Annotated in this window: 17 protein-coding genes; 13 read left to right on the top strand and 4 right to left on the bottom strand. The window is 69.5% G+C overall.

Annotation, left to right across the window (positions count from 1 at the left end; all coding sequences use genetic code 11):
* The first annotated feature begins 166 nt into the window (after window positions 1-166).
* The 8 genes from gyrA (at window position 167) to tgt (ending at window position 8127) form a co-directional block, all read left to right on the top strand.
* A complete protein-coding gene (gene gyrA / locus KHC27_RS20135) occupies window positions 167-2911 on the top strand; it encodes a DNA gyrase subunit A (protein WP_213341609.1) in 2745 nt (914 codons plus the stop codon).
* Between the two features lie 90 nt (window positions 2912-3001).
* On the top strand, window positions 3002-3583 hold the full coding sequence (locus tag KHC27_RS20130; RefSeq protein ID WP_213341607.1) for an LOG family protein: 582 nt from the start codon (window positions 3002-3004) through the stop codon (window positions 3581-3583).
* A gap of 50 nt (window positions 3584-3633) precedes the next feature.
* Complete coding sequence (locus tag KHC27_RS20125; RefSeq protein WP_213341605.1) at window positions 3634-3960, top strand: DUF2218 domain-containing protein; 327 nt, start codon at window positions 3634-3636, stop codon at window positions 3958-3960.
* Between the two features lie 152 nt (window positions 3961-4112).
* Complete coding sequence (gene coaD, locus KHC27_RS20120; protein ID WP_213341603.1) at window positions 4113-4616, top strand: pantetheine-phosphate adenylyltransferase; 504 nt, start codon at window positions 4113-4115, stop codon at window positions 4614-4616.
* Window positions 4617-4663: 47 nt separating this feature from the next.
* On the top strand, window positions 4664-5236 hold the full coding sequence (locus KHC27_RS20115; protein WP_213341601.1) for a peptidylprolyl isomerase: 573 nt from the start codon (window positions 4664-4666) through the stop codon (window positions 5234-5236).
* Between the two features lie 57 nt (window positions 5237-5293).
* Window positions 5294-5746, top strand: a complete 453-nt coding sequence (locus KHC27_RS20110; protein WP_213341599.1) for a peptidylprolyl isomerase — start codon at window positions 5294-5296, stop codon at window positions 5744-5746.
* 128 nt (window positions 5747-5874) lie between these two features.
* The gene (gene queA, locus KHC27_RS20105; protein ID WP_213341597.1) at window positions 5875-6984 is read left to right on the top strand and encodes a tRNA preQ1(34) S-adenosylmethionine ribosyltransferase-isomerase QueA; all 1110 of its coding nucleotides are present in this window, start codon (window positions 5875-5877) and stop codon (window positions 6982-6984) included.
* 9 nt (window positions 6985-6993) lie between these two features.
* Complete coding sequence (gene tgt, locus KHC27_RS20100; RefSeq protein ID WP_213341595.1) at window positions 6994-8127, top strand: tRNA guanosine(34) transglycosylase Tgt; 1134 nt, start codon at window positions 6994-6996, stop codon at window positions 8125-8127.
* Window positions 8128-8296: 169 nt separating this feature from the next.
* Here the strand turns inward: tgt and wrbA are convergent, their stop codons facing one another.
* Entirely contained in the window at window positions 8297-8896 is a 600-nt protein-coding gene (gene wrbA / locus KHC27_RS20095; protein ID WP_213341593.1) for an NAD(P)H:quinone oxidoreductase, read from the bottom strand.
* A gap of 311 nt (window positions 8897-9207) precedes the next feature.
* Here wrbA and KHC27_RS20090 point away from each other — a divergent pair, with 311 nt between their 5' ends.
* Complete coding sequence (locus tag KHC27_RS20090) at window positions 9208-10992, top strand: sensor domain-containing diguanylate cyclase (RefSeq protein ID WP_213341591.1); 1785 nt, start codon at window positions 9208-9210, stop codon at window positions 10990-10992.
* 7 nt (window positions 10993-10999) lie between these two features.
* Here KHC27_RS20090 and KHC27_RS20085 read toward each other — a convergent pair whose 3' ends face one another.
* Window positions 11000-11548, bottom strand: a complete 549-nt coding sequence (locus tag KHC27_RS20085) for a hypothetical protein (protein ID WP_213341589.1) — start codon at window positions 11546-11548, stop codon at window positions 11000-11002.
* A gap of 427 nt (window positions 11549-11975) precedes the next feature.
* Between KHC27_RS20085 and KHC27_RS20080 the strand changes: the two genes are divergently transcribed.
* On the top strand, window positions 11976-14345 hold the full coding sequence (locus KHC27_RS20080; protein WP_343210950.1) for a PAS domain-containing protein: 2370 nt from the start codon (window positions 11976-11978) through the stop codon (window positions 14343-14345).
* A 12-nt stretch (window positions 14346-14357) separates the two neighbouring features.
* Here the strand turns inward: KHC27_RS20080 and KHC27_RS20075 are convergent, their stop codons facing one another.
* Window positions 14358-17489, bottom strand: a complete 3132-nt coding sequence (locus KHC27_RS20075; protein ID WP_213341587.1) for a multidrug efflux RND transporter permease subunit — start codon at window positions 17487-17489, stop codon at window positions 14358-14360.
* A 10-nt stretch (window positions 17490-17499) separates the two neighbouring features.
* Window positions 17500-18693: an efflux RND transporter periplasmic adaptor subunit gene (locus KHC27_RS20070; RefSeq protein ID WP_213341585.1), complete on the bottom strand. Its 1194-nt coding sequence runs from the start codon at window positions 18691-18693 to the stop codon at window positions 17500-17502.
* Window positions 18694-19068: 375 nt separating this feature from the next.
* Between KHC27_RS20070 and KHC27_RS20065 the strand changes: the two genes are divergently transcribed.
* From KHC27_RS20065 to KHC27_RS20055, 3 genes are all read left to right on the top strand, one after another.
* A complete protein-coding gene (locus tag KHC27_RS20065) occupies window positions 19069-19758 on the top strand; it encodes an HAD family hydrolase (RefSeq protein WP_213341583.1) in 690 nt (229 codons plus the stop codon).
* The gene (locus tag KHC27_RS20060) at window positions 19755-20714 is read left to right on the top strand and encodes a sugar-binding transcriptional regulator (protein WP_213341581.1); all 960 of its coding nucleotides are present in this window, start codon (window positions 19755-19757) and stop codon (window positions 20712-20714) included. The genes KHC27_RS20065 and KHC27_RS20060 overlap by 4 nt, the downstream gene beginning before the upstream one ends.
* A 221-nt stretch (window positions 20715-20935) precedes the next feature.
* Window positions 20936-22249, top strand: coding sequence for an ABC transporter substrate-binding protein (locus tag KHC27_RS20055; RefSeq protein ID WP_213341621.1), 1314 nt, complete (start codon window positions 20936-20938; stop codon window positions 22247-22249).
* Window positions 22250-22356: the final 107 nt, after the last annotated feature.

Genomic DNA, 22356 nt, shown 5'->3' with positions numbered 1-22356 from the left:
CCTGCCGCGCCATGCTTCGGACATCTTTGCGCAAAGGCGTCCACAACGCATTCTAAGGCATTGAATTCAAATGCGTTTTAGCCTGCCGCCAAAGCGCGCGAAACTGGCGCCGCGCCGCGGAATCGGGTATTGAGTTCTTTCGCGTCACGAAAGAAAAGACTGATCCTTGTCCGATTCCGATAAAAAGCCCGGCGACAGCTCTCCCTCGGACGTGCGGCCCGTCAACATCACCGACGAGCTTTCGCGCAGCTATCTCGATTACGCCATGAGCGTCATCGTTTCCCGCGCGCTGCCGGATGTGCGCGACGGGCTGAAGCCGGTGCACCGCCGCATCCTGTTCTCGATGCGGGAGAACAATTACACGCCCGACCGCGCCTACAACAAGTCGGCCCGCGTCACCGGCGACACGATGGGCAAGTATCACCCGCACGGCAACCAGGCGATCTACGACGCGCTGGTGCGCCTCGCCCAGGACTTCTCGATGCGCCTGCCGCTCATCGACGGGCAGGGCAATTTCGGTTCCATCGACGGCGACCCGCCCGCGGCCGAGCGCTACACCGAGGTGCGCCTCGCCCGCCCGGCGATGCCGCTGCTCGACGATCTCGACAAGGACACGGTCGACTTCCAGGACAATTACGACGGCCGCGAGCAGGAGCCGACCGTGCTCCCCGCCCGGTTCCCGAACCTGCTGGTGAACGGGGCCGGCGGCATCGCCGTGGGCATGGCCACCAACATTCCCCCGCATAATCTCGGCGAGGTGATCGACACCTGCGTCGCGCTGATGGACGAGCCCGACATGGAGGCGGAGCGGCTGCTCGACCTCCTCCCCGGCCCGGATTTCCCCACCGGCGCGCTCATCCTCGGCCGCGCCGGCATCCGCCAGGCCTATCTCACCGGCCGCGGCTCCATCGTGATGCGCGCCCGCGCCACGATCGAGGAGATCCGCAAGGACCGCGACGCCATCATCGTCACCGAGATTCCCTATCAGGTGAACAAGGCGACGATGATCGAGCGCATCGCCGAGCTGGTGCGGGAAAAGCGGCTGGAAGGCATCGCCGAAATCCGCGACGAATCCTCCCGCGAGGGCCTGCGGGTCGTGTTCGAGATCAAGCGCGACGCCCAGGCCGACGTCGTCCTCAACAATCTCTACCGCATGACTGCGCTGCAGACCTCCTTCGGCGCCAATATGGTGGCGCTGAACGGCGGCAAGCCGGCGGTGATGACGCTGCACGACCTGCTCACCGCCTTCATCGCCTTCCGGGAAGAGGTCATCACCCGGCGCACCAAGTTCCTGCTGCGCAAGGCGCGCGATCGCGCCCATGTGCTGGTCGGCCTCGCCATCGCGGTGGCGAACATCGACGAGGTGATCCGCACCATCCGCACCTCGCCCGACCCGCAGACCGCGCGCGACCTGCTGATGGCGCGCAACTGGCCGGCGATGGATGTCGCGCCCCTCATTGCCCTGATCGACGACCCGCGCCACCGCCTGCAGGACGACGGCACCTACCGGCTTTCCGCCGAGCAGGCGCGCGCCATTCTCGACCTGCGGCTGCAGCGTCTCACCGCGCTGGGCCGCGACGAGATCGCCGACGAGCTCGACACCATCGCCGCCGAGATCAAGGAATATCTCGGCATCCTCGAAAGCCGCGCCCGGGTCCGCGAGATCGTCAAGGAAGAGCTGGTCGCGATCCGCACCGAATTCGGCACCCCGCGCCGCACCGAGATCGTCGAGGCCGAAGGCGATTTCGACGACGAGGACCTCATCGCGCGCGAGGACATGGTCGTCACCGTGTCCCACGCCGGCTATGTCAAGCGCGTGCCGCTGTCGACCTACCGGGCGCAGCGCCGCGGCGGCAAGGGGCGTTCGGCGATGCAGACGCGGGACGAGGACTTCGTCACCCGCCTCTTCGTGGCCTCCACCCACGCCCCGGTGCTGTTCTTCTCCTCCAAGGGGCAGGTCTACAAGCTCAAGGTCTGGCGGTTGCCGATCGCCGCGCCGCAGGCCCGCGGCAAGGCGCTGGTCAACATCCTGCCGCTGGCGCCCGATGAGCGCATCACCTCGATCATGGCCCTGCCGGACGAGGCGGCCTGGGACCGCCTGCAGATCATGTTCGCCACCACCGGCGGCACGATCCGGCGCAACGAGCTGTCGGACTTCACCAATGTGAACCGCAACGGCAAGATCGCGATGAAGCTGGAGGAGGGCGAGGCCATCGCCGGCGTCCAGCTCTGCACCGAGGGCGACGACGTGCTGCTGACGACGGCGCGCGGCCAGTGCATCCGCTTCCCCACCACGGAAGTGCGCGTCTTCAAGGGGCGCGATTCCATGGGCGTGCGCGGCATCCAGCTCGAGGAGGGCGACCGTCTCATCTCCATGGCGATCATTCGTCATGTCGAGGCGACCGCGGAGCAGCGGGCGGAATATATCCGCCAGGCCAACGCGGTGCGTCGCGGGCAGAACGGTGCCGAGAACGGCGCCGAGGAGATGATCGAGGCCGAGGCCGAGGAGGCGACGGAAGCCGCCGCCGGGGGCGATGTCGGCCAGATCGACTACGCCATGATGAGCGCGGCCGAACAGTTCATCCTCACCCTGTCGGAAAACGGCTACGGCAAGCGCACCTCGTCCTATGAGTACCGCACCACCCGGCGCGGCGGCAAAGGCATCGTCGCCATGGCGGTGAACGAGCGCAACGGCCCGCTGGTGGCGTCGTTCCCGGTGGAGGAGGGCGACCAGATCATGCTGGTGACCGATGGCGGCCAGCTCATCCGCTGCCCGGTCAACGGCATCCGCATCGTCGGGCGCGGCAGCCAGGGAGTGATCGTGTTCGACACCGCCGAGGACGAAAAGGTGGTCTCGGTCGAGCGGGTGACGGAAGAGGACGAGGAGGCCGGGCTGGAGGGCGGGGCCTAGCGGCGGGCCGCCCGTCATCATCCCGACACCGGGCGCGGGGAGACCTGCCGTCTCCGCGCCTGTCTGCCTCATGCTGCTGGATGTCCGCCCATGCGCCGTCTGTGTGTCTTCCTCGGTTCCAATCCCGGGCTCCGGCCGGACTATCTGGCCGCGGCGCGGGAACTCGGCGGCGCCCTCGCCCGGGAGGGCATCGGCCTTGTCTATGGCGGTTCGTCGGTCGGGCTGATGGGGGCGCTCGCCGATGCCGCGCTCGCGGCCGGGGGCGAGGTCATCGGCATCATCCCCCAGCGGCTGGTGGAGAAGGAAGTCGCCCATCGCGGGCTCGCCGACCTTCGCGTGGTGCGCTCGATGCACGAGCGCAAGGCGTTGATGGCGGAGCTCTCCGATGGCTTCGTCGCGCTGCCCGGCGGCGCTGGGACGCTGGAAGAGCTGTTCGAGGTGTGGACCTGGGCCCAGCTCGGCAACCACACCAAGCCGTGCGCCGTCATGAACGTCGCCGGCTATTACGACGGGCTGCTGGCGTTCCTCGACCACGCCGAGGCGGAAGCCTTCATGCGGCCGCAGCATCGCCGCATGCTGATCGAGGCACGCGACCCCGCCGCCCTCTTCGCGGCGCTGCGGGCCTACGAGGCCCCCAGCGTCACCAAATGGATCGGCCGGGACGAGCGCTGAGCGGCCCGCCACGGGCCGCGCTTCGGGGGGCAAACCGAAGGAACAGGGTCATGACCGAAACCGTCCCGACCAACCGCCCCGCCATTGTGGCGGCCGTTTGCAACGTGCCGACCGCCCACGCCAGCCGCTACCTCCAGCAGCTCTGCAAGCACTGGAGCCACAGGTTCGCCGTCTCCTTCACCCCGGAAGAGGGAACGGTGGAACTGCCGGAGAGCGTCAGGCTGGAGCTGCGGGTGGGTGCCGGGACGCTGGGGCTGCGGCTCGAAGCCGCGTCCGAGACGGCGCTGGAGCCGATGAAGGGCGTGGTCGAGCGACATCTGGACCGCCTCGCCTTCCGCGAGGCGCCGCTCGCTTTCCGCTGGACCCCCGCCGCCTGAGCGGCCGCCGCCGCGCGGGCCGCCGCCATGCGGTTGTGAGCGCGCTTGCGCCGGACGGCGGACACGGCTAACCATCCCGCGCATCGACGAAGGCAGGCGCCGCCTTGCTTTCGTGCCGTCTGGCCTTTGCCCAGCAGATCAGGGAACCGCCATTGAGCGCCCGCATTGCCTTCTACCCCGGTTCGTTCGACCCGCCGACCAACGGCCATGTCGAAGTCGCGCGCGCGGCCGCCCGGCTGTCGGACCGGCTGATCGTGGCGGTCGGTGTGCATCCCGGCAAGACCCCGCTGTTCCCGGCCGCGGAGCGGCTGGAAATGCTGCGTGCGGTGTTCGCGCCCATCGCCGAGGCCGAAGGCGCGGTGCTGGACTGCGTGACCTTCGACGACCTGGTGGTCGACGCGGCGCGCCGGAACGGGGCGAGCCTGCTCATCCGGGGCCTGCGCGACGGCACCGACCTCGACTATGAAATGCAGATGGCCGGCATGAACGCCGTGCTGGCACCCGACATCCAGACCGTGTTCCTGCCCGCTTCCCCGATCGCCCGCCCCATCACCGCCACGCTCGTGCGGCAGATCGCGGCGATGGGCGGGGATGTCTCCGCCTTCGTGCCGGCCGTCGTGCGGGAGAAACTCGCCACCCGGCTCCGTCGCGGCTGAGCCCGCGGCGCCTGTTCCGTCTTCTTCCACACCGGAGTGAAGCCCCGATGTTCCGACGCCTCATCCCCGCCTTCGCCACGACGGCAGCCGCCGTCGCGGTGTTCGCTGCCGTGGCGCTGTTCCAGGCCGGCCCGACGCTGGCCCAGTCGGCCAAGCCCGACCCGCAGAACACCATCATCATGGAGACCACCAAGGGACCCGTGACGATCGTGCTGCGCCCGGACATTGCCCCCAAGCATGCCGAGCGCATCAAGCAGCTCTCCCGCGAGGGCTTCTACAACAACGTGCCGTTCCACCGGGTGATCGAGGGCTTCATGGCCCAGACCGGTGACGGCGAATTCGGCAACGGCACCGGCGGCTCGAAATATCCCGACCTTCCGGCCGAGTTCTCCAAGGTGCCGTTCAAGCGCGGCACGGTGGGCATGGCCCGGGCCTCCTCGCCGGACAGCGCCAATTCGCAGTTCTTCATCTGCTTCGGCGACGCCTCCTTCCTCAACGGCCAGTACACGGTGGTCGGCGAAGTGGTGTCGGGCATGGAGAATGTCGACAAGCTGAAGCGCGGCGAGCCGGTCCGCAACCCCGACAAGATCGTCACCATGAAGGTGGCCGCCGACAAGTGAGCCGGTGCCGCCTCGCGGCGCCGACCCCGTTCCCGACGTTTATGTAAGGAGACCACGATGAGCGATCAGAGCATCCTGCTGCTCGAGACCACCCAGGGCCCGGTGAAGATCCGCCTGCGTCCCGACCTCGCCCCCAACCACGTGGCGCGGATCACCGAGTTGGCCAATAGCGGCTTTTATGACGGCGTGGTCTTCCACCGTGTCATCGAAGGCTTCATGGCCCAGACCGGCGACCCCACCGGCACCGGCCGCGGCGGCTCGGGCAAGAACCTGAAGGCGGAGTTCAACAAGGGCCGCCACGTGCGCGGCGCCGTCTCCATGGCCCGCGCCCAGCACCCGGATTCGGCCGACAGCCAGTTCTTCATCGTCTTCGCCGACGCCTCCTTCCTCGACGGCCAGTACACCGTGTGGGGCGAGGTGATCGAGGGCATGGAGAATGTCGACAAGATCAAGCGCGGCGAGCCGGTCAGCAACCCCGACAAGATCGTCTCGGCCAAGACCGCCGCGTGATGGCGGCCCAACGTCGGTGGCCCTGCGGACGCCGCGCGTCGCGGGGCCTGCCCTGAACATTGCGAGCCTCCCGGAGCGGCCCTGCGCCGTCTCCGGGATCGTTCTTTCGGTACCGGACCCCCAGCCAGATGCGCGTCGACCTGTTCGATTTCGAGCTTCCGCCCGAGCGGATCGCGCTGCGCCCGGTATCCCCGCGTGATGCCGCGCGTCTGCTGGTCGTCCGCCCCGCCCCCCGAGGCGGAGCTGGCGCATCGCAGCCGGCGGCGCCGACCCAGGCCGGACTGACCGACGCTCACGTGCGCGATCTGCCCGACTGGCTCGGTCCGCGCGACGTGCTGGTCGTCAACGACACCCGCGTCGTTCCCGCCCGGCTCGACGGCGTGCGCCGCCGTGCGGCCTCGCAGGGCGAGGGCGTCGCGGTCGAGGCCATGCTGCACAAGCGGCTCGGACCCGATAGCTGGCTGGCGCTGGCGCGCCCGGGCAAGCGGCTCGCTCCCGGCGACCATATCCATTTCAGCGGCGCCGAGGGCGCCGGGCTCGACGCCGACATCGTCGGCAAGGGCGAGGGTGGCGAGATCACGCTGCGCTTCGCGCTGGCCGGCGCGGCGCTCGATGCCGCCATCGCCGCGATCGGGCATATCCCGCTGCCGCCCTACATCGCCGCCAGGCGGCCCGACGATGCGCAGGACCGGGCGGATTACCAGACCATGTTCGCCCGCGCCGAAGGCTCGGTCGCCGCGCCGACGGCGGGCCTGCACTTCACGCCGGAGCTGATCGACCGGCTGGCCGCGCGCGGCATCGCCACCCACCGGGTGACGCTCCATGTCGGCGCCGGCACCTTCCTGCCGGTCAAGGCGGAGGACACCGCCGCCCACCGGATGCACGCCGAGTGGGGCGAGATTTCCGCGCAGACGGCCGCGGCATTGAACGCGGCCCGGGCCGCGGGCGGCCGGGTGGTCGCGGTCGGCACCACGGCGACGCGGCTGCTGGAGAGCGCGGCGGCCGAGGACGGCCAGCTCTCCGCCTGGCGCGGCGAGACCGACATCTTCATAACGCCGGGCACCCGCTTCCGCTGCGTCGGCGGCATGCTCACCAATTTCCACCTGCCACGCTCGACGCTGGTGATGCTGGTCGCCGCCTTCATCGGCCATGAGGCACAGAAGCAGGCCTATGCCCATGCCATCGCCGAGGGCTATCGCTTCTATTCCTATGGCGACGCCTGCCTGCTGCTGCCCTGAAAGCCTGCCATGACCCAACCTTTCCGCTACACCCTGAAGGCCACCGACGGCGCCGCCCGCCTCGGCGAGATCGAAACGCCGCGCGGCGTCATCCGCACCCCGGCCTTCATGCCGGTGGGCACCGCCGGCACGGTGAAGGGCATGTATCCCGCGCAGGTGAGGGAGCTCGGCGCCGACATCATCCTCGGCAACACCTACCACCTCATGCTGCGGCCGGGGGCGGAGCGGGTGGCGGCGCTGGGCGGGCTGCATGAATTCGCCCGCTGGCCGCACCCGATCCTCACCGATTCCGGCGGCTTTCAGGTGATGTCGCTGGCGAGCCTCAGGAAGATGAGCGAGAAGGGGGTGACGTTCCGCTCCCATGTCGACGGCGCCTATTTCGAGCTGACGCCGGAGCGCTCCATCGAGATCCAGGGGCTGCTCGGCGCCGACATCCAGATGCAGCTCGACGAATGCGTGCGCCTGCCCGCCCCGAAGGACGAAATCGCCCGGGCGCTGAGGCTGTCCCTGCGCTGGGCGGAGCGCAGCAAGCGGGCCTTCGAGAGCCAGCCGGAGGGGCGGGCGCTGTTCGGCATCGTGCAGGGCGGCGACGACCCCGAACTGCGGATCGAATCCGCCCGCGGCCTCGTCGATATCGGCTTTCCCGGCTATTCCATCGGCGGGCTGGCGGTGGGCGAGCCGCAGGACGTCATGCTGCGCATGATCGAGACCGTGGGGCCGGTGCTGCCGGCCGACAAGCCGCGCTACCTCATGGGGGTCGGCACGCCCGACGACATTCTGGAAAGCGTGGCGCGGGGCATCGACATGTTCGACTGCGTGATGCCGACCCGTGCCGGGCGCCACGCCCAGGCCTTCACCCGGTTCGGCAAGATCAACCTGAAGAACGCGCGCCACGCCGACGATCCGCGGCCGCTCGATGCGGAAAGCGACTGCCCGGCGGCACGGGACTATTCCCGCGCCTATCTCCACCATCTCGTGCGCTGCGAGGAGATGCTGGGGTCGATGCTGCTGACCTGGGTGAACCTCGCCTATTACCAGAGCCTGATGGCCGGCATCCGCGCGGCCATCGCCGAGGGGCGCTTCGAGGCCTACCGGGCGCAGGTGAGGGAAGGCTGGACGCGCGGCGATCTTCCGCCCCGCTGACGCCGCGCCAGAACGCAGACGGCCGGGTTTCCCCGGCCGCGTGTCCCGCAGACGGCCGGGTTTCCCCGGCCGCGTGTCCAGGGCGCCCGCCGTGCGGCCCGGTGGTCCAGGCCGACCCGCGCAGCGGACGCTTGAATGTGGGGCCCCGCCTCAGGCGGAGAGCCCTGCCTCAGGCGGCGAGCTTGCCCGCCACGGTCGCGACATGCTTGCCCTGGAAGCGGGCGGCCGCCAGCTCGACCTCGGAAGGCTGCCGGGAGCCGTCGCCGTCGGTGAGGGTGGAGGCGCCATAGGGCGAGCCGCCCTTGATCTCGTCCAGGCCCATCTGGCCCTGGAAGGCATAGGGCAGGCCGACGACGACCATGCCGTGGTGAAGCAGGGTCGGGATGAAGCCGAGGATCGTCGACTCCTGGCCGCCATGCTGGGTGGCGGAAGAGGTGAACACCGAGCCGACCTTGCCCACCAGCGCGCCGGTGAACCAGAGGCCGCCGGTCTGGTCGATGAAGCTGCGCATCTGCGAGGCGACGGTGCCGAAGCGGGTCCCCGAGCCGAAGATGATGGCGTCGTAGTTCTTCAGGTCGTCGACGGTGGCAACCGGCGCCGCCTGGTCCAGCTTGAAGTGGTTGGCCTTCGCCACCTCTTCCGGCACGGTCTCCGGCACGCGCTTGACGTCGACGGTGGCACCGGCTTCGCGGGCGCCTTCCGCAACGGCGTTCGCCATGGTCTCGATGTGGCCGTAGGTCGAGTAGTAGAGAACGAGAACTTTCGCCATTGCCCTGACTCCTGGTTTTCCGGCGCGCCGTCCGGCGTCGCCCTTGGGGTTGGCTGGAAGCTAGTCGGGCCAGCCCGATACCGGAAGCGGTGAGTTTGGCAGATTAGGTTTGCGGAACTGCAATCGGTTCGCCGGGCTGCCGGACGTGGCGCACGTTCCCGGCTGCCGGTGCGGCATATGCTGCGGCGCGACAGAATTGTGGGAAGCGGTGGCCGGCGACCGGCTCTCGTGCCTTGGGCTGATTTATACCGGTAGCGAACATCGCGGGCGCTTCAGGGCTTGCGACATGGCGGCAAGCTTCGGAGCCAACTGTGAAGCATTTGCGCGACCGCATGTCGTTGCGCCAGCAGACCGCCCTGCTCGCCGGCCTGCTGTGCGTCCTGACCGCCGCCGCCGTGGCGTTGACCGCGGCGATGCTCGCCCGCCGCGAAGCGGTGCGGGAAGCGGAGGCTTCGCTCCAGAGCCTCGCGCGGACCATGGCGGATCGGCTCGACCAGCACATGTTCGAGCGCTACCGCGAAATGACGAACATCGCCGAGCTGGCGCCGCTGCGGACGATCTGGCGCGGCGACGCCGCCGAGGTCCGCAGCGTGCTCGCCCAGGTGCAGGAGTCGCTGCCCGAATATGCCTGGATCGGCTTCGCGACGCCCGACGGCACGGTGCGCGCCGCGACCCGTGGCATGCTGGAGGGCGTCTCCGTGGCGCAGCGGCCATGGTTCATCCACGGGCTCCGCGGCACCACGGTGGAGGATGTGCACGACGCGAAGCTGCTCGACAAGCTGCTGCGGACCTCGCCGGACGAGGCGCCGTTCCGCTTTGTCGACATCGCCGTGCCCGTGTTCGATGCCGCGGGCGTGCCGGCGGGGGTGGTCGGGGCGCATTTGAGCTGGCGATGGGCCGACGAGGTGCGCGAGACCGTCCTCGCCGACCATCGCGCCGGCCTGCGGCCGGAGCTGCTGGTCCTTTCCCGCGACGGCGAGGCGCTGATCGGGCCGGCCAGCACCGGCCTGCAGATGCAGCTTGCGGCGATGCAGGCCGCCGGCCCCGAGACCGCCGGGCCGGCGCCGGCGCAACACGCCGACGGCGTCACCTTTGTCGACGGCAGCGGCCGCGAGGCGATGCTTACCGCGGTCGTGCCGACACGGGGGCTCGGCAGCTATCCCGGCCTCGGCTGGCAGGTGATCGCGCGCAGCCCGGTGGACACGGCGCTGGCGCCGGCCAACCGCCTGTTTTTCGCGATCCTGCTGGCGGGGGCGTTCGCTGCCGTGGCCGCCGCCCTGCTCGCCAATATCCTCGCCGACCGTGCCATGCGCCCGCTGGAGCGGCTCAGCCGCAACATCGACCTCATCGGGCGCGGCGGCGAAGCCTCGGGCGTCGCCTGGCAGCGCGGCTCCCGCGACGTGCTCCACATCTCGTCGGCCATCCGGTCGCTGCTGCGGCGCATCGGCCACGCCGAGGACGCCGAACGTCAGGCGCGGGCCGCGGCGGCCGACGCGGAAGAGAGGGTGGCAGAAGCCACCCGCCGCGCCGCCGAGCACCGGGCGCGGCTGGAGGATGTCTCCGAACTCCGGCGGCTGGCCGACACCGATCCGCTGAGCGGGCTTCTCAACCGGCGTGGCTTTGTGCCCCTCGGCGCGGCGGCCATGGAACGGTATGCCGCGACGGGGGAAGGCGCCGGGGTGCTGATGATCGACATCGACCACTTCAAGCGGGTGAATGACGGCCACGGCCATGCCGCCGGCGACAGGGTGATCCGCGCCGTGGCCGCGCTGATCCCGAGCGAAGTGCGGGAGGAGGACCACGTCGCCCGGTTCGGCGGCGAGGAGTTCATCGTGCTGCTCGGTGGGGCCGACGAGGGAACCGCGCTCGTGACGGCCGAGCGCGTCCGGCAGCGCATCGCGGCAACCCCCATCCGGGTGGAGGGCGCCCTGCTGGAGATCACCGCCAGCATCGGCGTCGCCGCCATCGCCCCGGGCGACCGCGATTTCGAGGACGTGGTGCAGCGCGCCGACGGTGCCCTCTATGCCGCCAAGAGCCGCGGCCGCAACGCGGCCGTGCTGTATGGCGCGGCACGTGCCGGCAGCGCGGTCGCGTGAATAGAGCCTAGTGCCAGTCGGGTCGCTGGTCGGGCGACAGCCGGCCGCTGACGCGGATGGAGCGCTCGCCCACCGCCGCCGAACGCATGCTGAGCCGCAGATCGAGCCGCCGGGTGGTGTCGCTGGGGGGCGCGAAGAGAAGATAGGTCTCGAGGACCGTGCGGTCCCGCTGCGCCGTCTTGCTGGGGCCGCGGCCGGACGCCGGAGGAATGGCGATGGGGTCGCTGCTGCGGCGCGGCAGGATGTCGACGTCGGCCTCCGAAAACAGGGAAGCCCCGGCATGCTCGTCGGGCCGGGCGGCAAGGGCCGCGCGGCGGGGAATCAGCCGCGCCTCGTCCGGTTCCACCACTTCGACGGCCAGCACATCCCAGCGGGCATCGGTCTGATTCTCCAGCTCGAGCTGGAGCGTCCACCATCCCTCCGCGGCTGCCGGCCTGGCTTGGGCACGGGCGGCGATGCCGGCGGCCTGCGTGCGACGGCGGCGCACCCACTCCCCGATTGGCAGCATGATGACAAGGATCGCCGCTGCTGCCGCCGCCGACCACCAGAGGTCCATAGATACCGTCTCCCACTTGCGTGTGCCGTTTTCGCCGTCAACGACGAAGCCGGGCGGAAAGTTGCATCGGGGTCACCGGAGAGTGGTCGATGGCGCGGGTCCGTGACCCGCCATTCAGACCGTGACCAGTGGTCCGGTGCGCCATTGCTCGCGTATATGTTCGATGTCTCGAACGTGCCGCGTTTGCGCCTGCGGGAGAGCATCACGCTAAAGCCTCCATGAGCACGTGCCGATCGGGGTGGCGCGCCAGGCCGGTCGAAGCGTGCCTTATCCTGACGTCAGAGCGCGATTCACGATCGGGGCGGTCCCGTCCGGTCGGTCGCGCTCTGGGGTTCACAGCCGGGTGTGACGGTGGTCAGCCGGCCGATTGGCCGTGTTCGTGCGCCTTCAGCGCCCGGCATGCGCAGCTTCGGGCAAAGGGCGAGCCGTGCAGAACCTGGAACGAGACCCGCATTTCCTCCGGAGCCTGCTGGCCCTCTCGGACGACTGCATCAAGCTGCTCGATCTCGACGGCAATCTCGTCTTCATGAGCGAGGGGGGATTGCGGGTCATGGAGGTCGGCGACTTCGCTGCCATAGAAGGGCGGCACTGGCCGGCCTTCTGGTGCGGGCAGGGCAATGCCGAGGCGCTGGCGGCCGTTGCCGCCGCGAAGGCGGGCGGAACCGCCCAGTTCCAGGGATTGGCCAGCACGCTGGCGGGCACGCCCAAATGGTGGGACGTGAAGGTCAAGCCGGTTCTCGACGCCGCCGGCCGGCCGGAGCGGCTGCTGGTCGTCTCCCGCGACATCACCGAGCAGCGGCTGTCCGCGGAGGCGCTTTCGGCCAGCGAAAAGCGCTACCGCACGCTGTTCAACAGTATCGATGAGGGCTTCTGCATCATCGAGTTTCTCGACGGCCCGTTCGGGCCGCTCAGCGACTACATCCATGTCGAGGCCAATCCGGCCTATGCCCACCATGCCGGCATCACCGATGTGGTGGGGCAGAAGGTGAGGGACATGGTTCCCGCCGAGGCGGCGGGGTGGGTGGAGCTGTATGGCGGCGTGCTGCGCAGCGGCCGGCCGATCCGCTTCGAGCGCGAGCTGGTCGCGACCGGCCGTCATCTGGAACTGGCGGCCTTCCGGGTCGATCCGCCGGAGCTGCGGCAGGTGGCGGTGCTGTTTCAGGACGTCACCGCCCGCAGGAAGGCGGAAGCCGCGCTTCAGCGCCTCAATGAGACGCTGGAGCAGCGGATCGGCGAGGCGATCGCCGAGCGCAAGGTGCTGGCCGATATCGTCGAGGGAACCGGCGCCTTCGTTCAGGTGCTGGACCTCAACTACCGCTGGCTGGCCATCAACCGGGCCGCCCGGCAGGAGTTCGAGCGCCTCGTCGGCCTTCGACCCCGGGTCGGAGACCGCCTGCCGGAACTGCTGAAGGACCACGCGTCCGAACGCAGCCGGATGCTGGCCCTGTGGGACCGGGCGCTGGCCGGCGAGGATTTCGTCGAGGTCGCCGCCTTCGCCGACGGCACAGGCGTCACGCGGCATTACGAGATGCATTTCAGCCCGCTGCGCGACATCTCCGGCGTGCTGACCGCCGCGTTCCACTTTGTCTACGACGTGACCGAGCGCATCGAGGCGCAGGTTCGCCTGTCCGAGACCGAGGCGGCCCTGCGGCAGGCCCAGAAGATGGAGGCGGTGGGCCAGCTCACGGGGGGCATCGCGCACGACTTCAACAACCTGCTCACCGGGGTTACCGGCGCGCTGGAGCTCCTGCAGTCCCGGCTGCACCAGGGCCGGCTGGCGGAGGTCGAGAAATACATCTCCGCCGCGCAGAACGCCTCGCGCCGCGCCGCCTCTCTCACCCACCGCCTGCTGGCCTTTTCCCGCCGCCAGACCCTCGACCCCAAGCCCACGGACGTCAACCGGCTGGTGATGGGCATGGAGGAGATGATCCGCCGCACGGTGGGGCCGCAGGTCGCGCTCGAGGTGGTCACGGCCGGCGGGCTGTGGCCGACCTTCGTCGACCCGCCCCAGCTCGAGAACGCCCTGCTCAACCTGTGCATCAACGCGCGCGACGCGATGCCGGACGGCGGTCGCATCACCATCGAGACCGCCAATCGCTGGCTGGACGAGCGTGCCGCGGCGGAGCGGGACGTGCCGCCGGGGCAGTATCTCTCGATCTGCGTCACCGATACCGGGGTGGGGATGCCGCCCGAGGTGGCCGCCCGCGCGTTCGATCCGTTCTTCACCACCAAGCCGACCGGGCAGGGCACCGGGCTCGGCCTCTCCATGGTCTATGGCTTCGTGCGCCAGTCCGGCGGGCAGGTGCGGATCTATTCCGAGGTCGGGCAGGGCACCAATATGTGCCTCTATCTTCCCCGGTACTACGGCGCCGCCGACGCTCAGGCCGCTGTCGACGCCGCCGCCAGCCTGCCCCACGCCCGGGCCAACGAGACCGTGCTGGTGGTGGATGACGAACCCATGATCCGCATGCTCGCCGCCGATGTGCTGCAGGAGCTGGGCTATGGCGTGATCGAGGCCGAAGACGGCCCGTCCGGGCTGAAGATTCTCCAGTCCGACACCCGGATCGATCTTCTCGTCAGCGATGTCGGGCTGCCGGGCGGCATGAACGGCCGCCAGCTCGCCGACGCCGCCCGGATCACGCGCCCGGATCTCAAGGTGCTGTTCATCACCGGCTATGCCGAGAACGCGATCATCGGCAATGGCCAGGTGGCGCCGGGCATGCAGGTGGTGACGAAGCCGTTCACCATGGAGGATTTCGCCGGCCGCATCCGGCAAATCCTGGAACCCGGCCGCTGACGCGGCCCCGCCTCACTCCGCCGGGGCAGGGTGGGGCGGGGCGGCCGGAGCGATGGGCGCCGCGGACCGGCCCGCCGGGCCGGCGAGCCAGCGCTGCAGCCGGGCGAGGTAGAGATAGACCACCGGCGTCGTATAGAGCGTCAGGATCTGGCTGAGGGCGAGGCCGCCGACCATGGCATAGCCCAGCGGCTGGCGCAGCTCGGCGCCGGTGCCGTGGCCGAGCATGAGCGGAACGCCGGCCAGCAGCGCCGCCATGGTCGTCATCAGGATCGGGCGGAAACGCAGCCGGCACGCCTCGCGAATGGCCGCCTGCGGGCTCAGCCCGTGGTCGCGCTCGCCGGCAATGGCGACGTCGACCATCATGATCCCGTTCTTCTTCACGATGCCGATGAGCAGGATGATGCCGATGATGCCGATGACGGAGAGGTCGAACCCGCCGGCCCAGAGCGCCAGCAGGGCCCCGACACCGGCAGAGGGCAGGGTGGAGAGGATGGTGAGGGGGTGCACATAGCTCTCATAGAGCACCCCGAGCAGCACATAGACCGCGAACAGCGCCGCCGCGATCAGCGCCGGCTCGCTGGAGAGCGCGCTCTGGAACACCTGCGCGGTGCCCTGGAAGGAGCCGGAGACGCTCGAGGGCACGCCGAGATCGGCGAAGGACCTGTTGATCGCGGCGACGGCGGCGCTCAGCGGCACGCCCGGCTTCAGGTTGAAGGAAATGGTGATGGCCGGAAGCTGCGACTGGTGCGCCACCGACAGCGGCCCCACCGCCTTGGTGTCGAGCGTCACCAGTGTCGAGAGCGGGATCGCCTCGCCGGAGGCCGGCGACTTCAGGTAGATCTGGTCGAGCGTGGCGATGTGCTTCTGCAGGTCGGGCGTCGCCTCGAGAACGACGGAGTACGACGAGAGCTGGGTAAAGTACTGCGCCACCTGGCGCTGGCCGAAGGCGTCGTTCAGCGTTGCGTCGATCAGCGCCGGCTGGATGCCGAAACGGGCGGCGCGGTCGCGGTCGATGGTGATCTTCACCTGGGGAGCGTCGCCCTGCTGGTCGCTGCTGACGTCGGCCAGCTCCGGCACGGTGCGCAGCCGGTTCAGCAGTTCCCCGGCCCAGTGGTTCAGTTCGTCGACGTCGACGTCGGTCAGCGTGTACTGGAACTGGGCGCGCGAGGTTCGTCCTCCGACCGTGATGTCCTGCACGGGCTGCAGGAACGCGGCCCCGCCGGTGACCCGCGCGAGCTGCGGGCGCAGCCGCTCGATCACCTCGGCGGCGCTGGCATCGCGCTGGTCGCGCGGCTTCAGCGCGATGTAGAAGCGGCCGGAATTCGTGGTCGTGGCGCCACCCGAGCCGAGCATCGAGCTGAACGACGCGATGGCGGGGTCGCGGGCCAGGATGGCGCCGAGCTCCAGCTGCAGCCGGCGCATCTGCTCGGGCGAGACGTCCTGCGGCGCGTCGGAAACGCCGCTGATGATGCCGATGTCCTGGGTTGGGAAGAAGCCCTTCGGAATGGCGACGAACAGCCAGCCGGTCAGGGCCACGGTCGCGAAGAACACCAGCAGCGTCACGAAGCGCCAGCGCAACGCGATGTCGAGCGTGCGCATGTAGAAGCCGGCGATGCCCTCCAGCCCGCTTTCCACCAGCCGGTACAGACGGCCGTGCTGGCCGTGCTCCGCCGTGAGGAAACGCGAGCAGAGCATCGGCGTCAGGGTCAGCGACACCAGCGCCGAGACCGCGATGGCGGCCGTGACGGTGAGCGCGAATTCGCGGAACAGCCTGCCGACGATGCCGCCCATCAGCAGCAGCGGGATGAACACCGCCACCAGCGAGATGCTGATCGAGAGCACGGTGAAGCCGATCTCGCGCGCACCCTTGAGCGCCGCCTGATAGGGCGCCTGGCCTTCCTCGATGTGGCGGACGATGTTCTCGACGACGACGATGGCGTCGTCCACGACGAAGCCGACCGCGATGGTGAGCGCCATCAGCGAGAGATTGTCGAGGCTGAAACCGAGCGCGTACATCACCGCGGCGCTGCCGGCCAGCGAGAGCGGCACCACCACCGCCGGAATGAACGTCGCCCGCACATTGCGCAGGAACAGCAGGATGACCAGCACCACGAGGCCGATGGTGAGGACCAGCGTGAACTCGACATCCTCCACCGAGGCGCGGATCGTGGTGGTGCGATCGACCAGGGTCTCCAGCGTGATGCCGGCGGGAATCACGTTGTCCAGCTTCGGCAGCGCGGCCTTGATGGCGTCGACGGTGGCGATGACGTTGGCGCCGGGCTGCTTGAACACCAGCAGAATGACGGAAGGCTTGTCGGTGCTCCAGGCTGCTATGTTGACGTTCTCGGGCCCCTCCACGACGGTACCCACGTCGTGCACCCGGATCGCCGCGCCGTTGCGATAGGCCAGGATGACGTTGCCATAGGCCTCGGGGTCGACGATCTGGTCATTGGCGGCAAGGGTGAAGCTGCGGTTGCCGCCATTGATCGCGCCCTTGGCCGCTTCCGCGGTGGAGGAGGCGAGGGTGGAGCGCACATCCTCGAAGGTGAGCCCGGTGGAGGCGAGCCGGGCCGGATCGACCTGCACCCGGATCGCCGGCTTCTGCTCGCCGCCGATCACCACCTGCGCCACGCCCTGAATCTGCGACAGCCTTTGCGCCAGCACATTGTCGGCGAAATCGTCGACCGCGGTGATCGGCATGGTGTCCGAGCGCGCGGCGAGAATCATGATCGGGCTGTCGGCCGGATTGACCTTGCGGTAGCTCGGCGGCGAGGTGAGGTCGTCGGGCAATTGCCGCTGCGCCGCGGTGATCGCGGCCTGAACGTCCTGGGCGGCGGCGTCGATGTTGCGGTCGAGCGCGAACTGCAGCGTGATCGAGGTTGTACCGAGCGTGCTGAGCGAGGTCATCTGCTCGACGCCGGCAATCTGGCCGAACCGCCGCTCGAGCGGCGAGGCGACCGCCGCGGCCATGGTGTCGGGGCTCGCGCCCGGCAGGCTGGCCGAAACCTGGACCGTGGGGAAATCCACCTGCGGCAGCGGCGCCACCGGCAGCAGCGGATAGGCAATGATGCCGAGGAGCGCCAGCGCCGCCATCAGCAGCGAGGTTGCGACCGGACGTTCGATGAACGGGGCTGAGAGATTCACGGTCTGTCCCTCACGAACCGGACCGGGTGTTGCCGTCGGCCACCTCGCCGCCGCCGGCGGCACGGACCGTGACCCGCGCCTTGGCGCGCAAGCGGTACTGGCCGTCGACAACCACGCGCTCGCCTTCCTCCAGTCCTTTCGTCACCACGGTGAAGCCGTCGAGAACCTGCGCGGTCTCGATCGGGCGGACCGATGCGGTGTCGTCGCTGCCGATCACCCAGGCGAACAGCCCGTCCTGCCCGCGCTGCACCGCCGCGTTCGGCACGGTGAGCGCGCCCTTCATCGTATCCACGGACAGCCGCACATGGACGAACGCGCCAGGCCAGAGCCGTTCATTCTCATTGGGAAACGTGGCCTTCAGCTTCAGCGTCGCCGTGCTGGCGTCAATCTGGTTGTCGATCACCGCGAGCGTGCCGGTGCCGAGCACCGTGCCGTCGTCGCGGGTCGCCACCGCCGCAACCGAGCCGCGCGCGGCGGCCTTCTGAACGTCGTCGAGGTCCTTTTCGGGCAGCGAGAAGATGACCGAGACAGGCTGCAGCGAGGTGAGCACCGCGATGGGCGTGGTGTCGCTGGTGTGGACGAGATTGCCGGCGTCGAGCTGGCGGATGCCCATGCGGCCATTCACCGGCGCGGTGACGACGGTGTAGTCGAGATTGGTTTGCGCGGTTGCGATGGCGGCGGCGTCGGCGGTCAGCGTCGCCTTGAGCTGGTCGACGCTCGCTTGCTGCTGGTCGACCGACTGGCGGCTGGCATAGTCCTTCTGCTGCAGCTCCGAGAAGCGGGCGAGGTCGGCCTCGGCGCTGCGAAGCTGGGCCTCGTCGCGGGTCCGGGCCGCGCGCGCCTGGTCAAGGGCGGCCTGGGCGAGACGGGGATCCAGCCGGGCGAGCACGTCGCCGGCCTTCACGTTCTGTCCCTCGGTGAAGCTCACCGATTCCAGCGTGCCGTCGACCCGGGCGTGGATGTTGATGGTCTGGGAGGCCTGCACGGTGCCGAGCCCGTCCAGCACCACCGGCACGTCGCGCCGCGCGACCGGCGCCACCGCCACGCGCACGGATGGAACCTTGGCGGCGCCCGCGGCTGGCGGTGCCGCGGCATCGGCCCGGTTCCACAAGACATAGCCCGCGCCTCCCGCCAGAAGCAGGGCGACGATGCCGACGATGGCAGCCCCCCTGCGGCGCGGTCGCGCACTTGCCGATTCCGTCATGTCGAGCTCCGCCACCTGGGTCGTGTCGCCGGTATTATGCCCGGACATGAGCGGTGAAGGGTATTAAATATTGTTCAGAAACAATACCTTAGGGAAGGTGTTTGTGACGCCCTCCATCACGGTTCCGTGACGCCGGGCGGCGGTTCGGGAGGGTCGGCGCGGCGGCTGGCGAGCGCCCGCCAGATCAATCGGCGGCTTGGTCGCGGCCCGCATGGCCCTCGCCGCCGGCCATGCATGCCGGCCGCCGTCGCCCGGAGGGGAGAAGGGTGCCGTCGCGTCGGCGCGCGCCGACCGCAGCCGCCATCTTCCCGGCGGAGGATGGGCGCGTGCGCGGCGTCACTTTACGAGGGACCGGAGGAAGACTAGACCGCTTTGATGCGTCCTTCCCTCATCATTTTCGACTGCGACGGCGTGTTGATCGACAGCGAGCTCATCAGCGCCCGCGCGCTCATCGACGAGCTGGCGTGTTACGGCGCCGATATCGACCTTGCCTTCATCGCGCGCCATTGCATCGGCCGCTCCTACCCCACCGTGGTCGAGGCGGTGGAGCGGGAGCGGGGCGTCCGGCTGCCGGCCCAGTGCGAGCTCGACTATCGCGCCCGGCTGCTCGCGGCGTTCGAGACCGGCCTGACGTCCATGGTGGGGATCGAGGACGCGCTCGAGGCGCTGGACGTTCCCTATTGCCTCGCCACTTCCTCCAGTCCCACCCGGCTGGCGGCCTCTCTCAGGATCACCGGCCTTGAGCGGTTCTTTTCCGGGCGCGCCTTCACGGCGAGCGAGGTGAAAAGGGGCAAGCCGGCACCCGATCTCTTTCTTCATGCCGCGGCCAGCATGGGCGTGCCGCCCGACCAGTGCGCCGTTGTGGAAGACAGCACCGCCGGCCTTCTCGCCGCCCGCGCGGCGGGCATGGAGGTGTGGCATTTTACGGGGGGCAGCCACTTCGCGGTGATGGAGCTGCCGGCGCCCGACGCACTCGTGCCGGACCGCCGTTTCGCCAGCGTCGCCGAGCTTCGCGGCGCCATGCCCGACCTTTTCCGTCAGATCGCAGCTGTAGACCCCGCATGAGCCTCCCCAGCGATGCCGAGCCTTCGACCGACGACCAGGCCGCCCGCGCGGCGTGGCTGTATTATGTCGGCGGCCTGACCCAGGACCAGATCGCCGGCGAGATGGGGGTGTCGCGCCAGCGCGCCCAGCGCCTGGTGAGCCGTGCCGTCGCGGCGGGGCTGATCCATGTGCGGCTCAATCACCACCTTGCGAGCTGCCACGAGCTGGAGGCCGCCCTGCGCGACCGGTTCCGGCTGGTGCGCTGCCGGGTGATGCCCGGCCTCGGGGCGGACCGCGACCCGGTGCGGGCCATCGCACCCGCCGCGGCGACCGAGATGGAGCGGGTCCTGCGGGAGCCCCGGTCGCTGGTCATCGCGCTCGGCACCGGGCGCGCGCTGAGGGCCATGGTCGAGGCGCTGAGCCCGATGGAGGCGCCGCAGCACCGGCTGGTCTCGCTGATCGGCAACATCGCGCCCGACGGGTCGGCCTCCTATTTCGAGGTCATCATGCGGCTCGCCGAGAAGGTGCGCGCGGCGCATTACCCGATGCCGGTGCCGGTGGTCTGCGAGACGGCGGAGGAAAACGCCACCTTCCACTCGCTGGGGCCGGTGCGCAAGGTGCGCGAGCTGGCGCGGGCCGCGGATGTCAGCTTCGTCGGCGTCGGCCAGATGAGCGACGATGCCCCGCTGCTGACCGACGGATTCCTTCGGCCGGCCGAACTGCACGAGGTGCAGGAGGCCGGGGCCGTCGGCGAGGTGGCGGGCCGCATCTTCGACGCGAATGGCCGCTACCTCGACCTCGCCATCAACCACCGGCTCGGCGGCCTGCACGCGCCCTCGGCCGGCCCGAAGCGCCCGGTGATCGGCATTGCCGCCGGACCTTCCAAAGTGGTCGCGATCGCCGCGGCCCTGCGCGGCGGCATCATCAACGGCCTCGTGACCGACGAGCCGACCGCCCGCGGCGTGCTCGGTCTCTAGCGGGCAGACGGCGGGCGGTATCCCGGCCGACGTCCGCAACCTTCCCTTCCCCGATGCGTTGATCGTCGCGGCGTGGTGCGCGCCGCGTGCGCGGCCGCGCGTGCCGTCTCATCTCGCAGCCGCAGCATGACGGGGGGATTGACGGGCGGGGAACTCCCGTGAATATTTGCCCACAAGGCGAGAAATTGCTCACTTCGCCGTAAGGGAGGTTTTTGATGACCGTGACCATTCGCACCCTCGTGGGAGCGTCGCTCGTGCTCGCGCTTACGGGCGCGGCCTCGGCCGAGACGACCATCACCGTCGCCACCGTGAACAATGGCGACATGATCCGCATGCAGCGGCTCATGCCGGACTTCTACGCCCAGCATCCCGACATCAAGGTGAACTGGGTGACCCTCGAGGAGAACGTGCTGCGCCAGCGCGTGACCACCGACATCGCCTCCAAGGGCGGCCAGTACGACGTGCTGACCATCGGCAACTACGAAGTGCCGATCTGGGCCAAGCAGGGCTGGCTGCTGGCGCTCGACAATCTCGGCGCGGACTACAAACAGGCCGACCTGCTGCCGCAGGTGGCCGCGGCGCTCACGGTCGACAGCAAGCTCTATGCCGTCCCGTTCTACGCCGAAAGCTCCATGCTGATGTACCGCACCGACCTTCTGGAGAAGGCCGGGCTGAAGATGCCCGAGAATCCCGACTGGGACTTCATCACCACCGCCGCGGCGAAGATGACCGACAAGGCCGCCGGGGTGTACGGCATCTGCCTGCGCGGCAAGGCGGGCTGGGGCGAGAACATGGCGTTCATCACCACGATGAACAACACCATGGGCGGCAGCTGGTTCGACATGCAGTGGAAGCCGCAGTTCGACGGCGCGGAGTGGAAGAAGACCCTTTCCACCTATCTCGACCTGATGGGCAAGTACGGCCCGCCCGGCGCCTCGTCCAACGGCTTCAACGAGAACCTCGCCCTGTTCCAGACCGGCAAGTGCGGCATGTGGATCGACGCGACGGTGGCCGCCTCCTTCATCTCGGACCCCAAGGAGTCGAAGGTCGCCGACAAGGTCGGCTTCGCCCCGACCCCGACCCGCGCCGGCGGCTCCAACCACGGCAACTGGCTGTGGTCGTGGAACCTCGGCATTCCCGCCAGCACCAAGAAGGCGGACGCCGCCCGCACCTTCGTCGCCTGGGCGACCTCGCCGGCCTATCTCAAGCTGGTGGCGGAGAAGGAGGGCATCGCCAACGTGCCGCCCGGCACCCGCACCTCGCTCTATGAGAACCCCGAGTATCTCAAGGTCGCGCCCTTCGCCAAGATGACGCTGACCGCGATCCAGTCCGCCAACACGGCGCACCCCTCGGACAAGCCGGTGCCCTATACCGGCGGCCAGTTCGTCGCGATCCCGGAGTTCCAGGCCATCGGCACGGCGGTCGGTCAGCAGTTCTCCGCCGCCCTGGCGGGGAAGGCGACGGTCGACCAGGCCCTTGCCGCGGCGCAGACCCTCACCGCGCGCGAGATGACCCGGGCCGGCTATCCCAAGTGAGCCATGCAGCCGAGGCGCGGCCGTCGGGCCGCGCCGGCTGAGCCCGCCGGCAGAACCGTCCCGCGACAACCCGTGCGGGACGGGAGCCTGACGGCAGACGCCGGCTT

The organism is Ancylobacter lacus (assembly GCF_018390635.1).
In the GTDB taxonomy this organism is placed as follows: Bacteria; Pseudomonadota; Alphaproteobacteria; order Rhizobiales; family Xanthobacteraceae; genus Ancylobacter; species Ancylobacter lacus.
Note: the sequence above shows the minus strand (reverse complement) of the source record. Positions and strands in the feature narration are given on the sequence as shown.

Coding starts and splice junctions, on each gene's coding strand:
- queA (WP_213341597.1), top strand. CDS start 5,875: ATGCGCGTCGACCTGTTCGATTTCGAGCTTCCGCCCGAGCGGATCGCG.
- KHC27_RS20115 (WP_213341601.1), top strand. CDS start 4,664: ATGTTCCGACGCCTCATCCCCGCCTTCGCCACGACGGCAGCCGCCGTC.
- tgt (WP_213341595.1), top strand. CDS start 6,994: ATGACCCAACCTTTCCGCTACACCCTGAAGGCCACCGACGGCGCCGCC.
- wrbA (WP_213341593.1), bottom strand. CDS start 8,896: ATGGCGAAAGTTCTCGTTCTCTACTACTCGACCTACGGCCACATCGAG.
- KHC27_RS20085 (WP_213341589.1), bottom strand. CDS start 11,548: ATGGACCTCTGGTGGTCGGCGGCGGCAGCAGCGGCGATCCTTGTCATC.
- KHC27_RS20130 (WP_213341607.1), top strand. CDS start 3,002: ATGCGCCGTCTGTGTGTCTTCCTCGGTTCCAATCCCGGGCTCCGGCCG.
- KHC27_RS20110 (WP_213341599.1), top strand. CDS start 5,294: ATGAGCGATCAGAGCATCCTGCTGCTCGAGACCACCCAGGGCCCGGTG.
- KHC27_RS20125 (WP_213341605.1), top strand. CDS start 3,634: ATGACCGAAACCGTCCCGACCAACCGCCCCGCCATTGTGGCGGCCGTT.
- KHC27_RS20065 (WP_213341583.1), top strand. CDS start 19,069: ATGCGTCCTTCCCTCATCATTTTCGACTGCGACGGCGTGTTGATCGAC.
- KHC27_RS20070 (WP_213341585.1), bottom strand. CDS start 18,693: ATGACGGAATCGGCAAGTGCGCGACCGCGCCGCAGGGGGGCTGCCATC.
- KHC27_RS20060 (WP_213341581.1), top strand. CDS start 19,755: ATGAGCCTCCCCAGCGATGCCGAGCCTTCGACCGACGACCAGGCCGCC.